The sequence below is a fragment of the Streptomyces violaceus genome (genome assembly GCF_036014075.1).
In the GTDB taxonomy this organism is placed as follows: domain Bacteria; phylum Actinomycetota; class Actinomycetes; order Streptomycetales; family Streptomycetaceae; genus Streptomyces; species Streptomyces violaceus.
The window spans coordinates 1,021,209-1,040,907 of sequence record NZ_CP107911.1 but is presented as its reverse complement, the minus strand read 5'-3'; the positions used below and the strand labels follow the sequence as shown (position 1 = coordinate 1,040,907).

Genomic DNA, 19,699 nt, shown 5'->3' with positions numbered 1-19,699 from the left:
GGGTGCAGACGCTGGTGATCGGGCTCGCCACGATGATGGCGGTGGCCGCCTCCGTCCTCGGCGGAACGCTGCTCGTGGTGTCCGGCGCGCCCTTCGACGACGCATTCGCCAAGCAGCACGGCGCGCACCTGTCCGTGCAGTTCGACGCGGGCAAGGCGAGTGCCCGGCAACTGTCGAAGTCCAAGGACAACGAAGGGGTGAGCAGCGCCGCCGGGCCGTTCCGTACGGCGACGGTCACCCACGGTCGGACGGGGCGGTCCCCGGGTGGCCGATGACCGTGGTCGGACGGGGCGATCCCGGCCGGGACGTGGACGAGTTGGCGCTGCTCGACGGGCGGTGGGCCACGCGCTCCGGTGAGATCGTGCTGTCCGCCAACTCCTCGCTCATCCCGACCATGGGCATGAAGATCGCCTTCCCCGGTCTTTCCGGCGGTCCGACACTGACGGTGGTCGGTGTGGCCCGCTCGGTCACACAGACCGCCGACGCCTGGGTGGTCCCGTCCCAGATGCCCGCGCTCACCACGCCCGGCGACGGCGGCTACCAGATGTTGTACCGCCTCACCGACGCGGGCACCGCGGCGCAGGTCACCGTCGGCGGCAAGGCCGTGACGGCATCCCTGCCGCCGGGAACGGCCGTCGGCGAACAGTCCTGGCTCTCCGTCAAGAAGACCGCCGAGCGGGACACCGCCGTCTACGTCCCGTTCCTCATCGCGTTCGGCACCCTGGGCCTGGTCATCTCGGTGCTCATCGTCGGCAACGTCGTCGCGTCGGCTGCCGGCACGGGAACGCGCCGCATCGGCATCCTCAAGGCCGTCGGCCTCACCCCGGCCCAGGTCGTGCGGGCCTACGTGGGCCAGGTGCTGATCCCGGCCGCAGCCGGCACGGCCCTCGGTGTCCTGGTCGGCCACCTGCTCGCCGTCCCCGTACTGGCCGAGACCGAGGAGGTCTACGGCACCTCGTCCCTGGGCATCGCCCCCTGGGTCGACCTGGCGGTGATCGCCGGGGTGCTCGGCCTGGTGGCGGCGACCGCGTGGGCGAGTGCCTGGCGGGCCGGCCGGCTGCGTACGGTCGATGCGCTCGCCGTAGGGCGTACCGCTTCGGCGGGGCATGGCCGGTGGGCGGCCCGCCTGGCCGGACGGCTCCCGCTGGCGCAACCCCTCGCCCTGGGCCTGGTCCGGCCCTTCGCGCGGCCCGCCCGCGCGCTGGCCATGGGCACGGCGATCCTGTTCGGGACCATCGCCGTCACGTTCACCGTGGGGATGGGCGCCTCGCTCGGCCAGGTGATGAAGGCCAAGGCCCACGACGCCGCCGATGTCGTCGTGCCCGGGCCTCTGCCCGACTTCGGACCCCAAGGCCCCGGCCTCGGCCCAGAGAAGCAGCCCAAAGCCGATCCCGCCGCGGTCGCCGCGGCCGTCGAGGCCGCCGCCGGAACCGGGAAGTACTACAGTGCCGCGACGGTACGGGCGACCGTGTCCGGCCTGACCGGCACCATCGACGTGATCGCCTTCACCGGCGACGCTTCCTGGGGCGGCTTCGCGTTGGTCTCGGGCCGCTGGATCGACAGGCCCGGCGAGGCCGTGGTCCCGACCCCCTTCCTGGCCGCCACCGGTGCCCGCATCGGCGACACCGTCACCCTGAACGGCCTGGCCGAGCCGGTCACGGTCCGGATCGTCGGTGAGGTCCTCGACCCCCGCAACGACGGCATGCAGGTCTTCACCGACGCCTCGACCCTCACGGCCGCACACCCCGACCTGACGGAGACGAGCCACCACATCGCGGTCACGCCAGGCACTGACGCCGCCGGCTACGTCGACGCGCTGAACAAGGATCTTGCACCGCAGGGGCCCACCGCTCAGGTGGGCGGGCTCGACGCCGGCGGCGACATGGTCGTCACGCTCAACGCGCTGTCCGCGATCCTCACGCTGATGCTCGTCGCCGTCGCCGCGCGTGTGCTCAACGGCGTGCTGCTCGACACCCGCGAGCGCGTGCGGGAGATCGGTGTCCACAAGGCGCTCGGCATGACCCCCCGGCAGACCGTCGCGATGGTCCTCACCTCGGTCGTCGTGACCGGACTGGTCGCGGGCGCTCTGGCGTGCCGCTGGGCGTGGCCCTGCACGGCTGGGTCCTCCCCGCGATGGGCGACAGCGTGGGGCTCCGTCTCCCCGGTTCCGTCATCGCCGTCTACGACGGGGCCGAACTGCTCCCGCTCGCACTCGGCGGACTGCTCATCGCCACGCTGGGTGCGCTCCTGCCCGCCGGCTGGGCCGCCAGAACCCGAACCGCCACGGCCCTGCGCACCGAATAGGAGGTCAGGTCAGGCTCTGAGCCACGTGCCTCCGCCCCCACCGCAAGGAGCGGTGGGGGTCGGTCGGCCTGTGCCCTCCAACTGGGGCGGGGGCGCGGGGGTTCCGGAGTTCCACGACCGCGACCCGGGCACGACGTGAACTCCACTTGGCGCACGAGGGAGAATCACGGAGATCAGGTCACCGTGAATCCGTCGAACGTGGCGATGCCCCGTCCGTCGGTCCAGCCGTTGGCCGCGGTCATGAAGACCCCGACGTCCTGTGCGGCGGCCGCGCCTCCCGGCGTGGCCGTGCCCACCGTCGTCCAGGTGACGCCATCCGTGCTGGCCTGGCCGGTGTACGAGGCGCCGGACCTGGTCAGCCGCAGCCGCACCGGCGCGGTGAAGGAGCCCGACAGTTCGATCGAGTCGAAACGGCCGTCACCGTCGGCGTCCCAGCTCAGCGCGCAGCCGTTGGACGGAGTGACCGCCAGGTTCACGTAACCCGCGCTCCCTTGAGTGCCCAGGTCGTTGCGGACGACGAGGCCCGCCCGTGCCCAGCCCCCGGTCATGTCCTGGGACGTGACCGTGACCTCGGCCACCGTCTTGTCGCCGTACGCGCCCGCCCGGTACACCGCCCCGAACTCGTTGGTGCCGCCCCACAGGTCGGCCCCCGCGCCCTCGATGGCGATCTCGTCGCCGGCCTGGCCGAACACCGCGTCGTTGTAGGAGACCGTGCGGTACGGGTCACCGATCCCGGCCGCGGCCATCAGCCGTACTGGCGCCACCGCCTTCCCGCCGCCCGCGTACGCCGCCCCCGCGACGACCCGGCCGACCAGTTCCGTCGGCTCCCCCGCCAGGGAGACCTCGAAGCGAGCGGCGAACGTCTTGCCGGACGCCACCGACGCCGTGCGCACCGGATCGAGCGGCTTCACCGCCATGCCCTCGGGAGCGGTGACGGAGAGGGCCACGTCGCGGGCCGCCGCGAACCCGTTCCTGTTGGAGAAGGTGACCGTCACCGTCGCGGGTGTGCCCTCGGCCACGGCTCCCCGGTCGGTCCCCGCGGTGAGGACCGCCTGATGGGGAGTGGCGGCGAGCAGGTCGCGCACGCGGCGGGCCAGGGTGTACGGGGAGCCCTGGGACTCGGTCGGGTGCGTTTCGTGCGCGTGCGCCCAGCGGTCCTCCAGGGCGAACCAGTCGATCGCCGACGGGTCCTTGCCCGTGGTGAGCGCGTCGAAGTACGTGTTCCAGCGGGTGCGGTACAGGCCGCCGACCAGCCCGGACCACTCCCGGTTCGCGTAGTCGTGCAGCCCCTCCTCACTGCTGGCGCGTCCGCCCCAGGTGGTGATGAGGGAGCGGACGTCGTACTCCAGGCGGTCCTTCTCGGCCCGGTCGGCGCCCCAGGAGCGGGCGTCGGCGAGCCACCTCCCGAGCAGGTGCGGGCCGGAGGTCGCCAGCAGGTCCTCGAGGAGGTCCATCCAGTCCAGCCAGGTCTTGGTCAGCTTGCCGAACAGGGCCTTGTCCCCGGCCTCGTGTGCGGCCTTGATCTGCGGCAGCAGGACCCGGCTGCGGTTGGACAGGACCTGCCGGGCCACGTCGACGACGTCGTACCGGTAGGCCGAGCTGTCTCTCAACTCCGCTCGAACGGCGAGGAGTTCGGTGAGTGCCGTGTCGAAGGCGGTGGTGTCGTAGCGGTCCTTCTCCGGGCCCCATGCGGCGGCCTTGTTGGCGTTCAGGCCGGGACGGGCGCCGAACAGGCCGTCGGGTGCCTCGCTCCAGCCGTCCGCGCGGGTCATGTTGTACGCGGTGTCGCGGATCGTCTGCCAGGCCGCGGCGGCATGCCGGTCCGGGCCGCCGTAGCGGGAGAGGGCGTACGCGGCGAACCAGTCGTCCAGGTCGACGGTGCCGGGTGTCCAGGCCAGCTCGGTGAGGAGGGCGAGGGCGGGCGCGTTGTTGTCGGCGGCTTCCGGCATCGCCGCGATACCGGCGAGCGAACTGTCCTTCTTGTCACGCCACTTGGGGTACTGCTCCACCCAGTCCGGGGCGTTGGCGCCGATGGGGGTGTGGCCGCCGAAGTTCCAGATGCTGCCGAAGGCGTACGGGGTGCCGCCCCAGTCGCTCTCCCGGTCGGTGACGGTGGTGTAGCGGTCCGACAGACCGTCCACGATCAGCATCCGGGACTTGTCGACGCCGTCGAGCAGTTCCCTGGACGGGTTGGACTGCCAGCCCAGGATGGCCCAGATCGCGCCCGGGTGAGCTTTCTGAAGCGCCCCTTCGACGGCTGCCGCGGCTTCGTCCACCGGAACGTCACCGGGGTTGCCGCCTTCGTGCAGCAGGTCCATCTTGTACATCGTGCTGTCGCCGAACCGCTCCGACTGGGCCCGGTAGAAGGCGGCGGACACCTCGTCGAAGGCCGTCGTGCGCGGGTCGAGCCAGTCGGGTCGCTTGAAGGCGCCCCAGTCGCCCTGGGGGACCACGGCCGCGTCCCCGCCGTGTTTGGCGACGAAGTCGTCCGGCACGGTGCCGAAGTAGCCGGGCAGCACCGGCGTCATGCCCAGGTCCCGCACCCGGTCGGCGATCTTCCGCGCCAGCTCGGCCCGGCGCTCGATGAGCTGCCGGGACACCGGGCCGCCGAACCCCGACATGTTCTGCAGCAGCCACCACGGCTGATGGGCCGGTGCCGGAATCCACGCCCGCATTTCGGCGTCCGAATATCCGAACTGCCGGAAGGTGTCGTAGTAGACGGCGTCGCCGCCGGTGTAGACAAGCACCCGGTTGATGCCGTGCAGCGCGAGCACGTCCAGCTCGCGCTCCCACGCGTCCCAGTGCCGGTAGGGGCCGGTGTAGCCGTCGTTGGTGTCGTTGAGGGCGAACCGGTGCGGCACATTCGCCGATCCGGCGATCTCCCCCTTCGGGGCGGGCAGCAACTTGGGGAGGTTCAGCTGTTCGCCGTTCCAGGAGATGTCGGCCGTCGCCGCCCGCGCGAGATATGTGTTGAGGCCGGTGAGCAGCACCGCCGGGCTGGTGCCCTGCACGGTGATCGCCCCGGCCCGGCCGGTGACCTTGAACCGGTCGGCGCTGCCGGCGCTCAGCGCGCGCAGCGTCACCTGCCGGTGGTGGTCGGGCAGCAGCCGTTGCAGCGCGACCGATGCCGGGGCCGTGTCGAACGGCTTCGCGTCCTGGTCCGCGGCTGCTGGTGCGGCGTGGGCACCTTGCGGTGGCGTCAGCAGCACCACTGAGCCGAACGCGGCCGCTCCGGCCAGCAGGCGTCTGCGGCTGAGGGGTTGGGAACTACTGGGATTTGAGTGCGTACGAGTGCGTTCTGGCGTGTGTGAGTGAGTGCGGAGGGGCTTGGTGGGCGGCTGGGTGCTGTTGTCTCGGGAGGGGAATGGGAGTTCGTTCATCGCATGTGTGACCTTTCCGGGTGGGGCTCGTTGGGTGTGATGAGCGGGTTTTCGAGGGACCGTGTAGGGATGTGGGGTGGGCGGGTTGCGGGAGCTTGCGGCGTCGTTTGTGGTGCCCGGTCCCTCAGGCGCGACGGTCCGGACCCGGCTCAAGCAGCTCACGCCCGCCGATGAAAAGGTCCTCGCCCTCGTTGGCGCGCACCTCGGTTCGCTGGCCTCCCGGGACTTGAAGGTGCGGTGCGCGGACGGTCTGGAGCACTGCGCGCAGACCTGGGCGGCCCGCAAGCGGGGCCTGACTGCTATGTCGTCGTCCCGGTGGGCCGGGTCGCTCACCAAAGCCAGCCATGATCAGTGGGCGCTCGCACGGCGCGGCCAGCTCGCCCACATCCAGTCCCTTGAGGCGGGCATCCGGACGCTCGCGCACCGGCTGTCGCTGCCGGTCGGCGCGAAGGGCTCGAAACAGGTGCCGGGCGGCTACCGCAGCAAGCGGGAGTGGCACGCGAAGACCCGCCGCCTGCACATCCTCGAAGACCGGCTGGAACGGGCGCGGGCCGATTGGGAGACTGGGACCGTGCACGTGGTGCGCGGCGACAAGCGGCTGGCCCGCACCCGCCACCAACTGCCCGCCGCCCAGCTGACCGAGGCTCAGTGGCGGCGGCGGTGGGAGGCGTCGCGCTGGTTCCTGCAGGCGGACGGCGAGTCCGGGAAGCGCTACGGCAACGAGACGATCCGCGTCAGCCCGGACGGCGAGGTGAGCATCAAGCTCCCGACGCCGCTCGCCCGGCTGGCCAATGCCCCGCATGGCCGGTACGTCCTCGCCGCGCAGGTGCGCTTCCCGCACCGGGGGCAGGAGTGGGCGGACCGGGTGGAGGCCAACCGCGCGGTCGCCTACCGCATCCACCTCGACGTGGTACGCGGGCGTTGGTATGTGACCGCCTGCTGGCAGCTTCCGGTGTCGAAGACCGTCCCGATGGCCGACGCCCTCGCGCACGGTGTGATCGGCGTCGACATGAACGCCGACCACCTGGCCGCCTGGCGCCTCGACGTCCACGGCAACCCGACCGGCCATCCCCGCTGCTTCTTCTATGACTTGTCCGGTACCGCCGAGCACCGTGATGCCCACGTCCGCCACGCCCTGACCCGGCTGCTGCACTGGGCCCGCGCCTGCGGCGTGCAGGCCATCGCGGTGGAGGATCTGGACTTCGCCGCGGAGAAGACCCGCGAGAAGCACGGCCGCCGCAAGCGATTCCGGCAGTTGATCTCCGGCATGCCCACCGGACGGCTTCGCGCCCGGCTGACCTCGATGGCCGACCAGACCGGCATCGCGATCATCGCGGTGGACCCGGCCTACACCTCGAAGTGGGGCGCCCAGCACTGGCAGAAGCCCCTCACCCACGAAAACAGGAAGACCACTCGCCACGAGGCTGCCGCCGTGGCGATCGGACGGCGCGCCCAAGGACACCCGATCCGGCGACGGACGACACCGCCCCCTGCACACCAGAGTGATGTGCACGGGCATCGGACCGTCCAGGCCGACCGGCGTGCCCTCGGGCGTGAGGGACCCCGCCCTCCCGTTCCCGGACCACGGACACGATCCGTGCCACCGGACTGCGGAGCGAACGCGGGCAACCAGAACGCCCAACACCGCTCGGGGCGTTCGGCTGAGCATGATTCCTGGCAACAGGACTCACTCCCGCTCGGTCATTAGGAACGGTTGGTTGCCTGTCATGAACGTCCTCTCAAAACTTCTAGGATCAGGCGACGGTCATCGCGAAGATGTGCAGGGCGGGACCACCGCTCTGCAGGCCGTCGCTGACCTTCGGCAGCACGACGGAGCGCAGTTCCTTGTTCTCCAGATCGACGCCGAAGGTGTAGAGGCTGATCGGGTTCCTGTCCTGGCCCGAGGGGGTGTTGCGGTACGGCAGTACCACCGCGGCCGCGGGGTTCGCCCAGTACCAGTCGGGGACCTCGACGGAGAAGGCCTGCTCCGTGCCGTCCGCGTACACGACCTTCCCGGGCCCCTTGCCGTCGCCCCAGGTGGAGGTGGAGAGGAAGGCCAGCCGTGAGCCGGTGCCGGACAGTCGTACGGTCTGCCCGGAGGACACCACGTTGTCCTTGGCCCCGGGCTCGGTGTCCGGCCAGGTGAAGGTCGTCCCGCCGTAGGTGACCGAGGCTCCGGGAGTCAGTCCGACCGAGGCCAGCGCCTGGGCGGACAGGCTGGAACGCGAGCCGTCGATGTCGGCGGTGGTGGTGGCGTCGTCGGAGGAGATGCCGGCGTTGTCGAAGGCACTGGCCAGCGACCTGTAGGGCAGCTTCAGCGACGAGGTCGTGCGGGTGCAGTCGGATCCGTCCTCGTGCACGTCGAAGAGCGCGTGCGCGATGCAGGGGACCACTCCCTCGGCGTCGTCGGGGAGCCGGGTCTTCCAGGTGCGGGTGACCGTCCGTCCGGGCGCGATGCCGCCCAGGTCGTCCGAGTCCGCGGTGTCGCCCACGGCGAGGTAGAGAACGGTGCCGCGCAGGGTGATACCGGTGGTGTTCTTGAGGGTGGTGGTCAGGGTCACTGTCTGGCCCGGCTCGGGGGTGGCCGGGGTGACGGTGAGGGAGACGGGTGGCGGGAGGAAGTCCTGTTCGGGGCGGTAGGTGTTCATGACTCCTCCACGGTGAAGCGGTCGAACACGGCCTGGACCGTCGTGCCGGGGTAGTTGAGGTTCACGGCGCTCGCCACCACGCCGGCGTCCAGGGCGCCGCTCGCGGACGGCACGGTCGCCCGCGCGGTCTCGGTCCAGGAGAGGCCGTTGTTGGTGCTGCTGTACGCGGTGTACGTCGTGCCGTCGCGGACCAGGCGCAGCCAGGCGGGGTGGGTGGAACCGCCGCCGCCGGCCCAGGTGTCGAGGTGTCCGTCGCCGTCGCCGTCGGTCATGAACTCCAGGCCGAACGACTTCGACATGGTGAGGACGGCGTAGCCGCCCTTCTCCGGCGCGGTGAGGTCGTTGGCCACTGCGATGCCGTACTTGGCGGTGGGGTTGTCGCTGCCGGTGAGGCTGACCGTCTTGACCTGCACCACGCTCGACTCGGCGGCCGAGCCGGGCAGGAGGATGCCCCCCTTCTCGTCGGTGCCGCCGGAGAAGTCGCGGCCGCCCGCCCAGATCACCAACTGGCTGCCGTACTGGCCGAACTCGGCGTCGTCGGTGGTGGCGAACGTCCGGTACGGATCACGCACCACGTTGGGCTCGTAGGGCACCGTGAACGTCTTCGCGGACCGCGCGCAGTCGCTGCTGCGCCCGTCGACGTCGAAGACCACGTGCGCGGTGAACGACACGTTCCCGGCCACGTCGGCCGGCATCGCCGTCTCCCAGCGCCGGGTCGTCTTCGCGCCCAGCCGCAGGTCGCCGAGCGGGATGGTCTTCGCCGCCGCGGTGGCGCCGGGGTCGATCAGGTGGAGCACGGCGTTGCGGAGCGGGAAGGGGCAGTCGTTGGTGAGGACCGCGGTGGCGGTGACCGTGTCGCCGCCGGCCGGTTCGGCGGGTTCCGTGGTGACCGTGAGCGTGGGCCCCAGGGTGTCGAACTGGGTACCGGTACTGATTCCCATGCCGGTCACCGGGCCCAGTCGACGGTGAAGACGTTGGCGATGTCGCTGGGCAGGGAGGACGGGACGGTGATGTTGATCTTTCCGTCACGGCGGGTCCACCTCAGGCTGCCGCTCGTGCCGAGCAGCCGGACCCGGGACGTGGCGCTGATGGGGATGTCGCCGGGCACCGAGAGGGTGCCGCTGGGCGCGCCCAGCACGATGATGTTGAACTTGCCCGGGGAGACGGTGTAGCGGATGCCGAGCGAACTGCCTTCCTCCTCCGCCCGCACCCAGGGCGTCGACCCGTAGATCGCCGGGCCGTTGACCTTCAGCCAGGCGCCGATGTCCCGCAGCCGCTCCTGCATGATCTCGGGGATCGTGCCGTCCGCCCTGGGCCCGATGTTGAGCAGCAGGTTGCCGTTCTTGCTGACCACGTCGGCGAGCAGCTGGATCAGGAACTCGGAGGTCTTGTAGTCCTCGTCCGGCTCGTGCTTGTTGTAGCCCCAGGAGTAGCCCATGGTCATGCAGCACTCCCACTTCTGCGGATCCATCGTGGGGTTGGTGCGCTGCTCGTACGTCGCGAAGTCGAAGTGGGTGTCGAACCGGTCGTTGATCACCACGCCCTTGGGGCGCTCACGGTTCTTGGCCTGGTTGTAGTAGTGGGCCATGGATTCTTCGCTGCGCCACGGCGGGTTGCCGGTGGGCCGGAACCACTGCCCGTCCGCCCACAGCAGCTCCGGGTCGTAGCGGTCGATGATCTCGTAGAGCTGCTTGAGCTCGTAGTCGCCGATGTAGTCCTCGACCGGCTTGTAGCCGGTCATCGGGATCTCCTCGTCGGTGTAGAAATTGCGCATCGGCCGGCCGATCGCCGGGTTGAAATACTCGCCGAGCGAGTAGTACAGGCCCGGGCGCACGGTGCCGCGCTTGCGGGCCGCGGTCATCAGCTCACCGACGAGGTCGCGCTTCGGGCCGTACGCCACGGAGTGACGGTCCGTCACCTTGCTGGGGTAGAGGGCGAATCCGTCGTGGTGCTTGCTGGTCAGCGCGAAGTACTCGGCGCCCGCCTGCTCGAACAGCCTCACCCAGGCGTCGGGATCGTACTTCTCGGCCTTGAACTGAGGGATGAGGTCGTCGTAGGTGACGTCCTCGCCGTAGGTGTCGCGGTGATACTTCCACTCGGCGGTGTCCTTGGTGCTCTGGTACCAGAGGTACCACTCGGAGGCGCTTCTCGGCGTCGCGCCGGCGATCACCGAGTAGATGCCCCAGTGGACGAAGATGCCGAACTTGGCGTCCTTGTACCAGCGCGCCACGGGATGGGTGTCGAGGGACGCCTTGGTGGGCTGGTAGTCGGGTATGCCGGAGCCGCCCGGCACCGCCGCGCCGGCGAGGGCCTGGGCGGTCCCGGGCGGGGCGAGGAGCACGGCGCCGCCGACGGCGGCCGCCGTGGTCATGAACTGCCTGCGATTGACTGCCATGGGGAGACCTCTCACTTCGTGGTGGAGAAGGAGTCGAATACGGCGGTGGTGGTCTGGCCGGGATAGTTGAGGTTGACGGCGCTCGCGACCATCCCGGCGTCCCCGGTGCCGCTCGCCGACGGCACGATGGCTGCCGCGACCTGCTGCCAGGCGGTGCCGTCGGAGCTGGCGTACGCGGTGTAGGCGGAGCCGTCGCGGACGAGCTTCAGCCAGGCGGGGTGGTACGAACTGCCGCCGCCGGCCCAGGTGTCGAGCTTTCCGTCACCGTCGCTGTCGGTCAGGAACTCCAGTCCGTACTTCGCGGACATGGTGAACACGGCGTAACCGCCCTTCTCGGGCGCGGTCAGGTCGTTGGCGACGGCGATCCCGGCCTTCGCGGACGGGCCGCTGCCGGACTGGGCGGCCACCCGGGCGGTCACGGTGCCGGACGGTGACGCGGCGTCGGCGAGGTAGATCGCCGCCTTCTCGTCCTTCCAGCCGGACAGGTCCTGGCCGCCCGCCCAGATGGCGAACTGGCCGTCGTTCTGGGCGTATCGGGCCTCTTCGGTGGTGGTGGCGGTCGTCAAATACGGCGCGCGCACCCCGGACGGAGCGGGGGTCACCGTCGCGTCCACGCTGTCGGAGTCGTGGCGTGTCCGGCCGTCCTGGAGGAAGGAGGTGCGTACGCCGATCTCGTGGGTGCCCCAGGCCGCGTCGGCCGCGGGGGTCACCGTCCAGGTGACGGTGGCGCTGTCGCCCGGGGCGAGGGTGCGGGTCCGCGCGCTGCCGGCCGGTTCGGCGGACCAGCCGTCGGGGAGGTCGAGGCGCGTGCTGATCTCGGTGACCGTTTTGGTGCCGGTGTTGGTGACGGTCGACGTGATCTGGGTGCCGTCGCCGCCGGCTTGCAGGGTCGGCCGGTACGGGGTGAGCCGTACGCGGGCCGACGGGCAGTCGCGGGCCGCCTCGAGGGTGGTGAGGTCGACGGCGTCGGCGAACGCCTTCATCCCGGTGTCGTTGGGGTGCAGATGGTCACCGGAGTCGAACGTGGCGGCGTAGCGGGTGGGGTCGTCCGGGTCCCGTACGGCCTTGTCGAAGTCGGCGTAGTCGTCGAAGACGCTGCCGTCGCGCACGAACGTGTTGACCTTCTGCCGGTCCGCCTCCTTGGCCTCGGTCCACCAGTCGCCCCAGCCGCGATACGGCACGACCGTCGCGCCGATCACGCGCAGCCCGCGTTCGTGGGCGCGGCGCACGATCTCCTTCATGCCGTCGATCACCTGATCACCGGTGGCGCCGCCCCAGCTGAGGTCGTTGACACCCTCGAACAGGACCACCGTCCGGGCGCCCGGCTGCGACAGCACATCGCGTTCCAGCCGGTCCAGCGCCGACGGATTGCCGTCGACACCGGCCGTGATCCGGTTGCCGCTGATGCCCTCGTTCAGCACCCCGGCGGCCGACGAGCAGGCCGACAGCCGCCCCGCCAGATAGTCGGGCCAACGCCGGTTGGCGTTCGCCGTGGAGGACGCCCCGTCGGTGATGGAGTCGCCGAGCGCCACCACGGCGCCCGCCGCGTTTCCGCCCTGTACGTCGACACCGGTCAGGAACGGGAAGGTGGAATCGGTTCTGGTGAAGGCGTCCCCGTCGGCGTCCGAGGCGTGGTCGCCGCCGCCGTCGGGTGTCCAGTAGACGGTCTGGAGGCCCATCCAGTGCTGGCTGATGTGGGTGAGCCGGCCCGGGAAGTACAGGCTGACGACCAGGTCGCTGCGGGCGGGCACGGTGAGCTGGACCTGATCGCTGGCCGCCTGCTCACCGGCCGGGATCGTCACCTCGCTCTTCCCGCCGAACCGCAGCTTCTGCGGCTTCGTGGCGTCGGAACCGCCCTCACGAAGTCCGACGGTCGCCTGTCCGATCGTCACCGGCTCGGTGGTGAAGCCGTTGCTCAGGCGGATGCGTACGCTCGACCCGCCGGCGCTCACCCGCACCGGTATCCGCACCGTCACCTCCGAGGTGCCCGGGTCGTACGAGGCGTGCTGCGCGGTCGCCCAAGTCCCCGTCCACCCCGGCTGCGTGGTCTCGGCCGCGGCCGGCGCCGCCGGAAGCAGCGCTGCCAAGGTCGCCGCCAAGGCTGTGGCAAGGGCCGCGCATCTTCGGCGTCCACGCAGGTGTTCAAGCGTTCTGGACACGGGTCCTCCTCAGGAACACGGGCGGCCGAGGCCGAGCGCGGTCAGATCGATGGAGTCGGCGAACGCCTTCATCCCTGCGTCGTTGGGATGCAGATGGTCACCGGAGTCGTATGCCGCGCCCAGCCGGCGCGGATCCGCCGCATCCCGGACCGCCCGGTCGAAGTCGGCGTAATCGTCGAAGACCCCGCCGGAGTCCCGGACGAACGTGTTGACCTGCTGTCGCCGCCCCTCGGTCTCCTCGCTCCAACCGCCCCAGGTGAAGTCCTTGTACGGGGTGATCGTGGCGCCGACGACCCGCATGCCGCGCTGGTGCGCCCGGTCGGCGATCTCCGTCATCCCGGCGATGATCTGCTCGGCGCTCGCCCCGCCGAGGTCGTTGATGCCCTCGAAGAGGATCAGGGTCTTCGCCCCCGGCTGGGAGAGCACATCCCGTTCGAGGCGGTCCAGGGCGGAGGGGTTGGTCGGGGTACCGGCGGTGATGCGGTTGCTGGTGATGCCCGCGTTGAGCACTCCGGCGCCGGGCAGGCAGGCGTTCAGCCGGGCGGACAGGAGGTCGGGCCAGCGCTGGTTGGTGTCGGCCGTCGAGAAGGACCCGTCGGTGATCGAGTCGCCGAGTGCCACCACCGACCCCGTTCTCGGCGCGGTCACGTCGACGCCGCTGAGGAACGGCCAGCTCGTGGTGGTCCAGGTGTAGGCGTCACCGGAGGTGTCGGCGGCGTGGTCGCCCGCCCCGTAATCCGTCCAGTACACGGTCTGCTGCGCCCACCAGTGATCGGTGATGTGCGTGACCTGGCCGGGCAGATGGAGACTGACGACCAGGTCGGCCAGGGCCGGAACGGCGAGTCCGACGGGGTCGCTCACAGCCTGGCCGCCCGCCGGGATGGTGACCGCGCGCTGCCCGCCGAACCGCAGGTCGTAGGGGCGGGCCACGGCGGAACCGCCGTCGCGCAGGCCCACGGTCGCGTGCCCGATCGTCACCGGGTCGGTGGCGTAGGCGTTGGTCAGGCGGATGCGTACGGATGAGCCGCCGACGCTGGTGTGCACCGGCATCCGCACCGTCACCTCGGACATCCCCGAGACCTCGTAGTGCTCGCTGGCCGCGGTCGCCCAGGTCCCCGTCCAGGCGCGCCGATCGTCCTGCTGACCGGCCTCGGCGGGCGCCAGCGTCCCCGCCACGGCGGCCGAGACCGCCAGGAGCAGAGCCGCGAGCCTGCCGCGTCTCCCATGCGTGTGACGCCCCTTGCTCAGGCTGGGCATCAGGCACCGCCACAGGTCAGCTTGGCGTCGGCCCAGTCGGCGTGGTCCGAGGAGACATCGCCGTCCCCGTCGACCAGCAGGTCCAGCCAGCGCGCGCCGGTCACATCCACGTCGATGTCGGTACCGCCGTCGGAGCCGCGCACCACCGGGGTTGTGGCGAGGGAGCGGCCGTCGGCGATCACCTTGAAGGAGACGCTGCCGCCGTCGCCGACCTCGTCGTCCACCCCGGCGGTGGCGGTGAAGCGCGTGCAGCCGCCGCCGAGATAGACCCGGATCTGGCTGTTCGCGTGCACGCCGAGGCCCTTGGCGTAGGTGGTGCCGCCGATGCTGAGGGGGCGGCCGTCACCCGCCGCGTTCTCCCCGTTGGAGGTGTCCTTCTCCACCGGACCCCAGCCGTTGACCGCCTTGACCAGGGTCAGGTCGCTCACATAGGCGTCGGCGGACAGCCCCGGCGGTGGCACCTGCACGGCCCGTACACCGGTGACGGTGCCCGGGTGGCCGGGCTGGGTGAGCTTGGCGGTCGCGGTCAGGACGGCGTAGTGGACCGGGTCGCCCGGTGGGGTGACGGCGTAGTCCGCGGTCACGGTGTCGCCGGGCCGCACCTGGTCGAAACGGGTGGTGTCGTCGGTGGTCGCGGTCCAGCCGTCCGGGACCTTCAGCGCCAGCTCGACCTTCGAGGCGGTCGGCGCGTCCTTCGGCACGCCGAGGGTGACGGGGACCTTCGCGGCGGTGCCGGTGCCCAGGAACGGCTCGGCGTCGACGGTGACACGGGCGCCGGATTCCGGCATGGCGTACGTCGTGGCGTTGTACGAGGGCGCGGCCACCGTGCCGACCTTGATACCGCCCGCCGAGGCGCCGAGGCCGACGAGCTTCGCCGAACCCGGGCCCGCGCCGGCCTTGGTGGACCACACGGCCAGGGCGATGGTGTTGGTGCCCTGCTCGCGCAGGATGCCCTTGGGGACGACGAACCGTGTCTGCGGTCCGGTGTCCGGCAGGTAGCGGCCGATCAGCCAGCCGTTGACGAAGATCTGGGCGCGGTAGCCGGTGCTGCCGCCCTCGGCCTCGGCCAGGTCCAGCGCGACCGCGTTGTCCTGGCCCTGAGGCAGGTCGAGCCGCGCGGAGGTGCGGTACCAGCGCACGCCGGGCCCGGTCTTCCCGGTCTGCCCGGAGAGGGTGGTGCTCTTCCAACTGCTTTCGGAGTATCCCGGCAGCGACCAGCCGGCCCTCTCCCCGTACAGCCCGCCGTTGTTGTACGCGCCTCGGGCGGTGTCGACCGGGTCCTCGCCGCCGCGGCTGCCCTGGATCTTCCAGGTGAGGGTGGAGGCTCCGCCGATCACCTCGGCGCCGAGCAGACCGCGCGGCTCCTTGGAGTAGTCGTGACCCCATTCCTCGTTGTGGCCCGCGTTCTCCACCAGGACGGAGAGGACGTTGTCCCCGCCGTCTCCGGCGGACTTCAGCGTGCCCGCCGGGATGTCGAAGGTGTGCGCGCCGTTGCCGGAGCTGCCGAGGTAGCGGCCGTTGAGCCAGACCGCGTACTGGCCGGTGTTACCGGTCTTGGCGTCGAGTGCGAGCCCGGTCGCGGCACCGGTGGTCTTGAACCGGCCGCGGTACCAGACGTTGCCGTGGTGGAAGCCGTACTCGTCCATCGCGAGGACCGGCAGCGACCCGGCCAGCTCCGGGTTGTTGGCGGTGAGGTGGTCGGCGGTGGTCCAGGTGGAGTCGTCGAAGCCGGGAGCGGACTCCGGTGCCTCCTCCTTGTACTTCCACGTCGTCAGCGCGGGCAGCTGAACCGGGCGCGGCGCCTGGGTGACGGCGACCTCGCTGCCGTTCCAGGTCACCTTCTTGGCGTCCGCGATGACCTCGATCTTCGCGGCCTTGGTGGAGTCACCGGTCAGCTTCAGGGTGCCGTCCGCCAGTTCGGCCGTACGGACGAGGGACGGTCCGCGTACGAGGACCGGTCCCGAGGCGGTGTCCTGCCGCCACCAGTGGGCGGTCTCGGCGGTGTCGGCGATCAGCAGTTCCATGCCGTTCACCAGCACCCGGGCCAGGCCCTTGTGCGTGTAGTTCAGGCGCAGGTCACCGCGAACGGCGTCCCAGGTGCTGGTGGCATCGCCGTCGAGGACCTTGACCTCAGGCCGCTCGGCGTACCGCAGCACGGTCTCGCCGGCCTCGCCAGCACGCCCGTACAGCATCGCCACATCCCGGCCGGCGATCCGGGCGTGCGTCATGATCTCCGAGGTGGAGTAGACGAGGCGCTGCTTCTCGCCCAAGTCGTATCCCGCTACCAGGAGTTTGGCGTCCCGGCCGTCGACGGTGATCGCCCCCTGCTGCGGTACGCGCGGGTAGTCGCCGTCCTTGCCCGAGAGGGACAGGGTGGTCTCGTCCTTGTCCTTCACCCGGGTGTCGGCGTGCCGCACGGTGAAGAACTGGGTGCCGTCGTCGGGGTTGACGCGCCGGTCGATGCGCAGGGCGTCATCGGACGGGGTCGGGGCCTCGGCCTTGTCGGTGCGCGCCAGCGAGGTGACGGAGTTGACCATGTATCCGAGGCGCTTGAACTCCTGGTACTTGTCCGTCAGCTGACGGGACTCGTTGATCGGAGCGCCGTAGTCGTACGACGTGTAGACCGCGTTGGGGTCGGCGAGCCAGCCCCAGTTGGTGCCGCCGTACGTCATGTAGAAGGACTGGCCGCTCACCCCGGCGGCGATGTTCATCTTGCTGAACACGCGGGTGAAGTCGGTGCCGGTGAGCTTGGCGCAGTCCTGGTATCCGGTGCCGCCCCAGGGGTCGAAGGCGCCGCCCTGTGCCTCCGGGATGATCAGCGGGGACTCGGGCTTCCACTCGTTGACGTACGAGTAGTCGGGCAGGTTCCTCCAGGTGTCGGGGTCCTTGCAGTCGAAGCCCTGGGGGTAGGCGTCGAAGCCGTAGATGTCGGGGGCGCCCTTGCCGTTCACCCAGTTCTTGTTGGCGCCGCCGTCGTTGACGAAGGTGGGCACATCGATGCCGTCTTCCTTCGCCCAGTCGATGAGGGTCTGCATGTAGTCGGCGTCCTGTCGGCCGCCCTGGTACTCGTTCTCGACCTGGTACAAAATCACCGACCCGGTACCACGGGTGAGTTGGTGGCGCGCGATGATCGGGTTGATCCGGCTCATCCACTCCCGGGCCGCCTTCAGGTACTCCGGCTCGGAGGTGCGGTTCACACCGGCCTGCGTCTTGCGCCAGGCGGGCATGCCGCCGCCGGAGACCTCCGCGTTGATGTACGGGCCCGGGCGGGCGATCACATACAGGCCCGCGCGCTCGGCCTCGTCGAGCAGCCGCTCCACGTCACGGGTACCAGTGAAGTCGTACGAGCCGGGTTTGGGGGAGTGGTAGCCCCAGTCGAAATAGAGCGAGACCGCGTTGAATCCGCCCGCCTTGATCTTCTGCAGGACGTCGCGCCAGGCGTCGGGGCTGGGCAGTCGGAAGTAGTGGAACTCGGCGCCCCAGATGTACAGGGGCTTGCCGTCGACCCGTACGGAGTACTGGTCGTAGGTGACGGTGTGCGGGGCCTTGGGCTCGGCCTCGGCCGGTGCCGCTACCCCCGCGCCGGCCAGAGGCATGACAGTCAGCGCTCCGGCGAGCAGCAGAGATCTCCACTTGCCCTTCATGAGGTCAGCCCCTTCACGACTGCCGCCCGCGCGGTCTCGATGTCGCCCACGTCCTTCGTCCGGCCGTCGAGGTTCCGGGTCGCGGTCGTGAGTGCCTCGGTCAGGGCGTCGCTGTCGGCGCCGCCGTCCTTCTTCCGCAGCTGGGCGATGAGTTCGTAGTCCTCGATGCCCTCCTTCAGCTGCTCCCAGCGGATGCTGGACATCGGGCCGTCCTTGCCCGGGTAGACCAGGTATTCGTCGCCCTGCGTGAAGATGTGCACCGGCTGCTTGAAGGGGTCGCTGGTCCAGCTGTTGTACGACCAGCGCAGGAAGCCGTCCAGGTTCCGCTGGGCGGAGATCCACGGCAGCATCCGCGACTCGATCGCGGGCGAGAACGACAGCGTGTTGGGGTGGGCCGGCGCGCCGTACACGTAGAAGGTCGTGATCTTGCCGGCCTTGCGCCGCTCCGCCACCTTCTCCTTCGTCATCGCGTCGATGCCGCCCCAGTCGACGGACAGGTTGGACGCGACGCCTTCGGTGCTGATCGAACCGGCCACGGAGATACGGCTGTCGAAGGTCGGCGCGACCTCGTGGACGAAGTCCTTGACGACCGTCATCGTGTTGATGGGCCGCTCGTCGAAGGACAGCCAGGTGTTCTCCAGCCAGCCCTTCTCCTTCAGGTGCTTCTCGAAGGCGGGAAGGAACGCTCCCCACGCCTCCCGCCAGCGGTCGCCGCCCAGATCGACGTTCTCGTAGACGGTCTTGCCGGTGCTGGTGTCGGTGTAGGTGAGGTGCTCCTGGTCTTGGAACGCCAGCATGGAGAAGGCGCCGATGTCCGGCCCGAGACCGGCGCGTCTGGCGGTCTGGACGTACTTGTCCCAGCGGCTGAAGTCGAAGGAGAACGTCTTTCCGTTCCAGCTCCAGCCCACCATGCTGGTGTACGGCGTGGCCGTCTGCGATTCCCGGGTGCCGAGTGACCACTGGTGGTGCCAGGGGTTGTCGACGATGGTGGTGTTGATGACCTTCTGGCCGCGCGACGCCAGGTCGCGGTTGTACTTCTCGATCAGCTTCCAGTGGTCGTCGGACCAGAGCTTGACGCCGTGATTCTTTGCGATCGTCTCCGGTTGTGCCCATACGTCGAGGAAGAACTTGTAGTCCTTCGGGGCGGGCACGCTCGCGTCGGCGACCTCGATGGTCAGCGGGTAAGTGGTCTGGGTGCGGCCGTCGGCGTTGACCTTGACCGTGCCGGTGTAGGTGCCGGGCTTGGCAGTCTCGGGGATGTGGAAGGTGAACCACAGCGGCTGCGCCGCGTACGCCGGTACGTCCACGGAGGACCGCTCCTCGAGCGCGTCGCCGACCACGTCGGGGTTGCGGTCGCCGGACACCTCCTTGCCGGAGCTGACCTGGTCGATCGTGGCGGACCAGTCGACCTCGCTCTTGGAGCGCTGCACGGGCACGTACTTGACGAACCGGACCTGGGTGTCGGCACCTGACAGCTTCGCGCCGCCGGGCCCGGTGAGGTCGCCGACCGCGGCCTTGACGTCGTCGAGGTTCTGGCCGGAGGCGATCGCCAGCTGCGCCGAGACCTGCTCGTTGCGCACGGCGGAGAGCTTGAGCTCCTTCGTGTCCTTGCCCTGGATGGTGGTCATCGGGTAGCGCGGGACCCGCTCCTCCGCGGAGCCGGCGAAGGAGCCGGTGGGAACCCAGGTGATGGTGTCCCTGGTGCCCATGGCGTCGGCGACCTTGACGGTCAGCCAGGTGGTGGTGGCCTTGGAATTGACGTCGTTGTCGGTGGTCGTCGTACCGGTGACGGCGATCGCGGTGGTACTGGCGGCCACGACCACGCCCGCCACGAAGCCGGCGACGGCTGAGGATGTACGTGCCATGGGTGGGTTCCCTCTCTTACGACCGTGCAAGGACGGGTCGGGTCCCC

Annotated in this window: 8 protein-coding genes and 2 pseudogenes; 2 read left to right on the top strand and 8 right to left on the bottom strand. The window is 70.3% G+C overall.

Annotation, left to right across the window (positions count from 1 at the left end; all coding sequences use genetic code 11):
* Positions 1-2: 2 nt before the first annotated feature.
* Positions 3-2,304: pseudogene (locus OG542_RS04750) on the top strand (ABC transporter permease).
* Between the two features lie 173 nt (positions 2,305-2,477).
* On the opposite strand, the gene OG542_RS04745 reads toward OG542_RS04750, so the two are convergent.
* On the bottom strand, positions 2,478-5,684 hold the full coding sequence (locus OG542_RS04745) for an alpha-N-acetylglucosaminidase (protein ID WP_408057718.1): 3,207 nt from the start codon (positions 5,682-5,684) through the stop codon (positions 2,478-2,480).
* A gap of 76 nt (positions 5,685-5,760) precedes the next feature.
* On the opposite strand from OG542_RS04745, the pseudogene OG542_RS04740 reads away from it, so the two are divergent.
* Positions 5,761-7,392, top strand: a pseudogene (locus OG542_RS04740) (IS200/IS605 family accessory protein TnpB-related protein).
* Between the two features lie 46 nt (positions 7,393-7,438).
* Here OG542_RS04740 and OG542_RS04735 read toward each other — a convergent pair.
* The 7 genes from OG542_RS04735 to OG542_RS04705 all read right to left on the bottom strand — a co-directional run bounded on the left by OG542_RS04735 (position 7,439) and on the right by OG542_RS04705 (position 19,652).
* A complete protein-coding gene (locus OG542_RS04735; RefSeq protein WP_328408482.1) occupies positions 7,439-8,332 on the bottom strand; it encodes a beta-glucosidase in 894 nt (297 codons plus the stop codon).
* Positions 8,329-9,273, bottom strand: coding sequence for a hypothetical protein (locus OG542_RS04730; RefSeq protein ID WP_328408480.1), 945 nt, complete (start codon positions 9,271-9,273; stop codon positions 8,329-8,331). Before OG542_RS04730 ends, OG542_RS04735 begins: the two co-directional genes overlap by 4 nt.
* Before the next feature lie 5 nt (positions 9,274-9,278).
* Positions 9,279-10,727: an alpha-L-fucosidase gene (locus OG542_RS04725; protein ID WP_328408478.1), complete on the bottom strand. Its 1,449-nt coding sequence runs from the start codon at positions 10,725-10,727 to the stop codon at positions 9,279-9,281.
* 11 nt (positions 10,728-10,738) lie between these two features.
* Entirely contained in the window at positions 10,739-12,814 is a 2,076-nt protein-coding gene (locus OG542_RS04720; protein WP_328408476.1) for a GDSL-type esterase/lipase family protein, read from the bottom strand.
* A gap of 81 nt (positions 12,815-12,895) precedes the next feature.
* Entirely contained in the window at positions 12,896-14,143 is a 1,248-nt protein-coding gene (locus tag OG542_RS04715; RefSeq protein ID WP_328408474.1) for an SGNH/GDSL hydrolase family protein, read from the bottom strand.
* A complete protein-coding gene (locus OG542_RS04710; RefSeq protein WP_328408472.1) occupies positions 14,143-17,787 on the bottom strand; it encodes a beta-galactosidase in 3,645 nt (1,214 codons plus the stop codon). Before OG542_RS04710 ends, OG542_RS04715 begins: the two co-directional genes overlap by 1 nt.
* On the bottom strand, positions 17,784-19,652 hold the full coding sequence (locus tag OG542_RS04705) for a DUF4091 domain-containing protein (RefSeq protein WP_328408470.1): 1,869 nt from the start codon (positions 19,650-19,652) through the stop codon (positions 17,784-17,786). The genes OG542_RS04710 and OG542_RS04705 overlap by 4 nt, the downstream gene beginning before the upstream one ends.
* Positions 19,653-19,699: the final 47 nt, after the last annotated feature.

Bases quoted from the DNA above. Each gene is read 5' to 3' on its own strand.
- OG542_RS04745 (WP_408057718.1), bottom strand. From the start codon at position 5,684: ATGAACGAACTCCCATTCCCCTCCCGAGACAACAGCACCCAGCCGCCC.
- OG542_RS04715 (WP_328408474.1), bottom strand. From the start codon at position 14,143: ATGCCCAGCCTGAGCAAGGGGCGTCACACGCATGGGAGACGCGGCAGG.
- OG542_RS04705 (WP_328408470.1), bottom strand. From the start codon at position 19,652: ATGGCACGTACATCCTCAGCCGTCGCCGGCTTCGTGGCGGGCGTGGTC.
- OG542_RS04735 (WP_328408482.1), bottom strand. From the start codon at position 8,332: ATGAACACCTACCGCCCCGAACAGGACTTCCTCCCGCCACCCGTCTCC.
- OG542_RS04725 (WP_328408478.1), bottom strand. From the start codon at position 10,727: ATGGCAGTCAATCGCAGGCAGTTCATGACCACGGCGGCCGCCGTCGGC.
- OG542_RS04730 (WP_328408480.1), bottom strand. From the start codon at position 9,273: ATGGGAATCAGTACCGGTACCCAGTTCGACACCCTGGGGCCCACGCTC.
- OG542_RS04710 (WP_328408472.1), bottom strand. From the start codon at position 17,787: ATGAAGGGCAAGTGGAGATCTCTGCTGCTCGCCGGAGCGCTGACTGTC.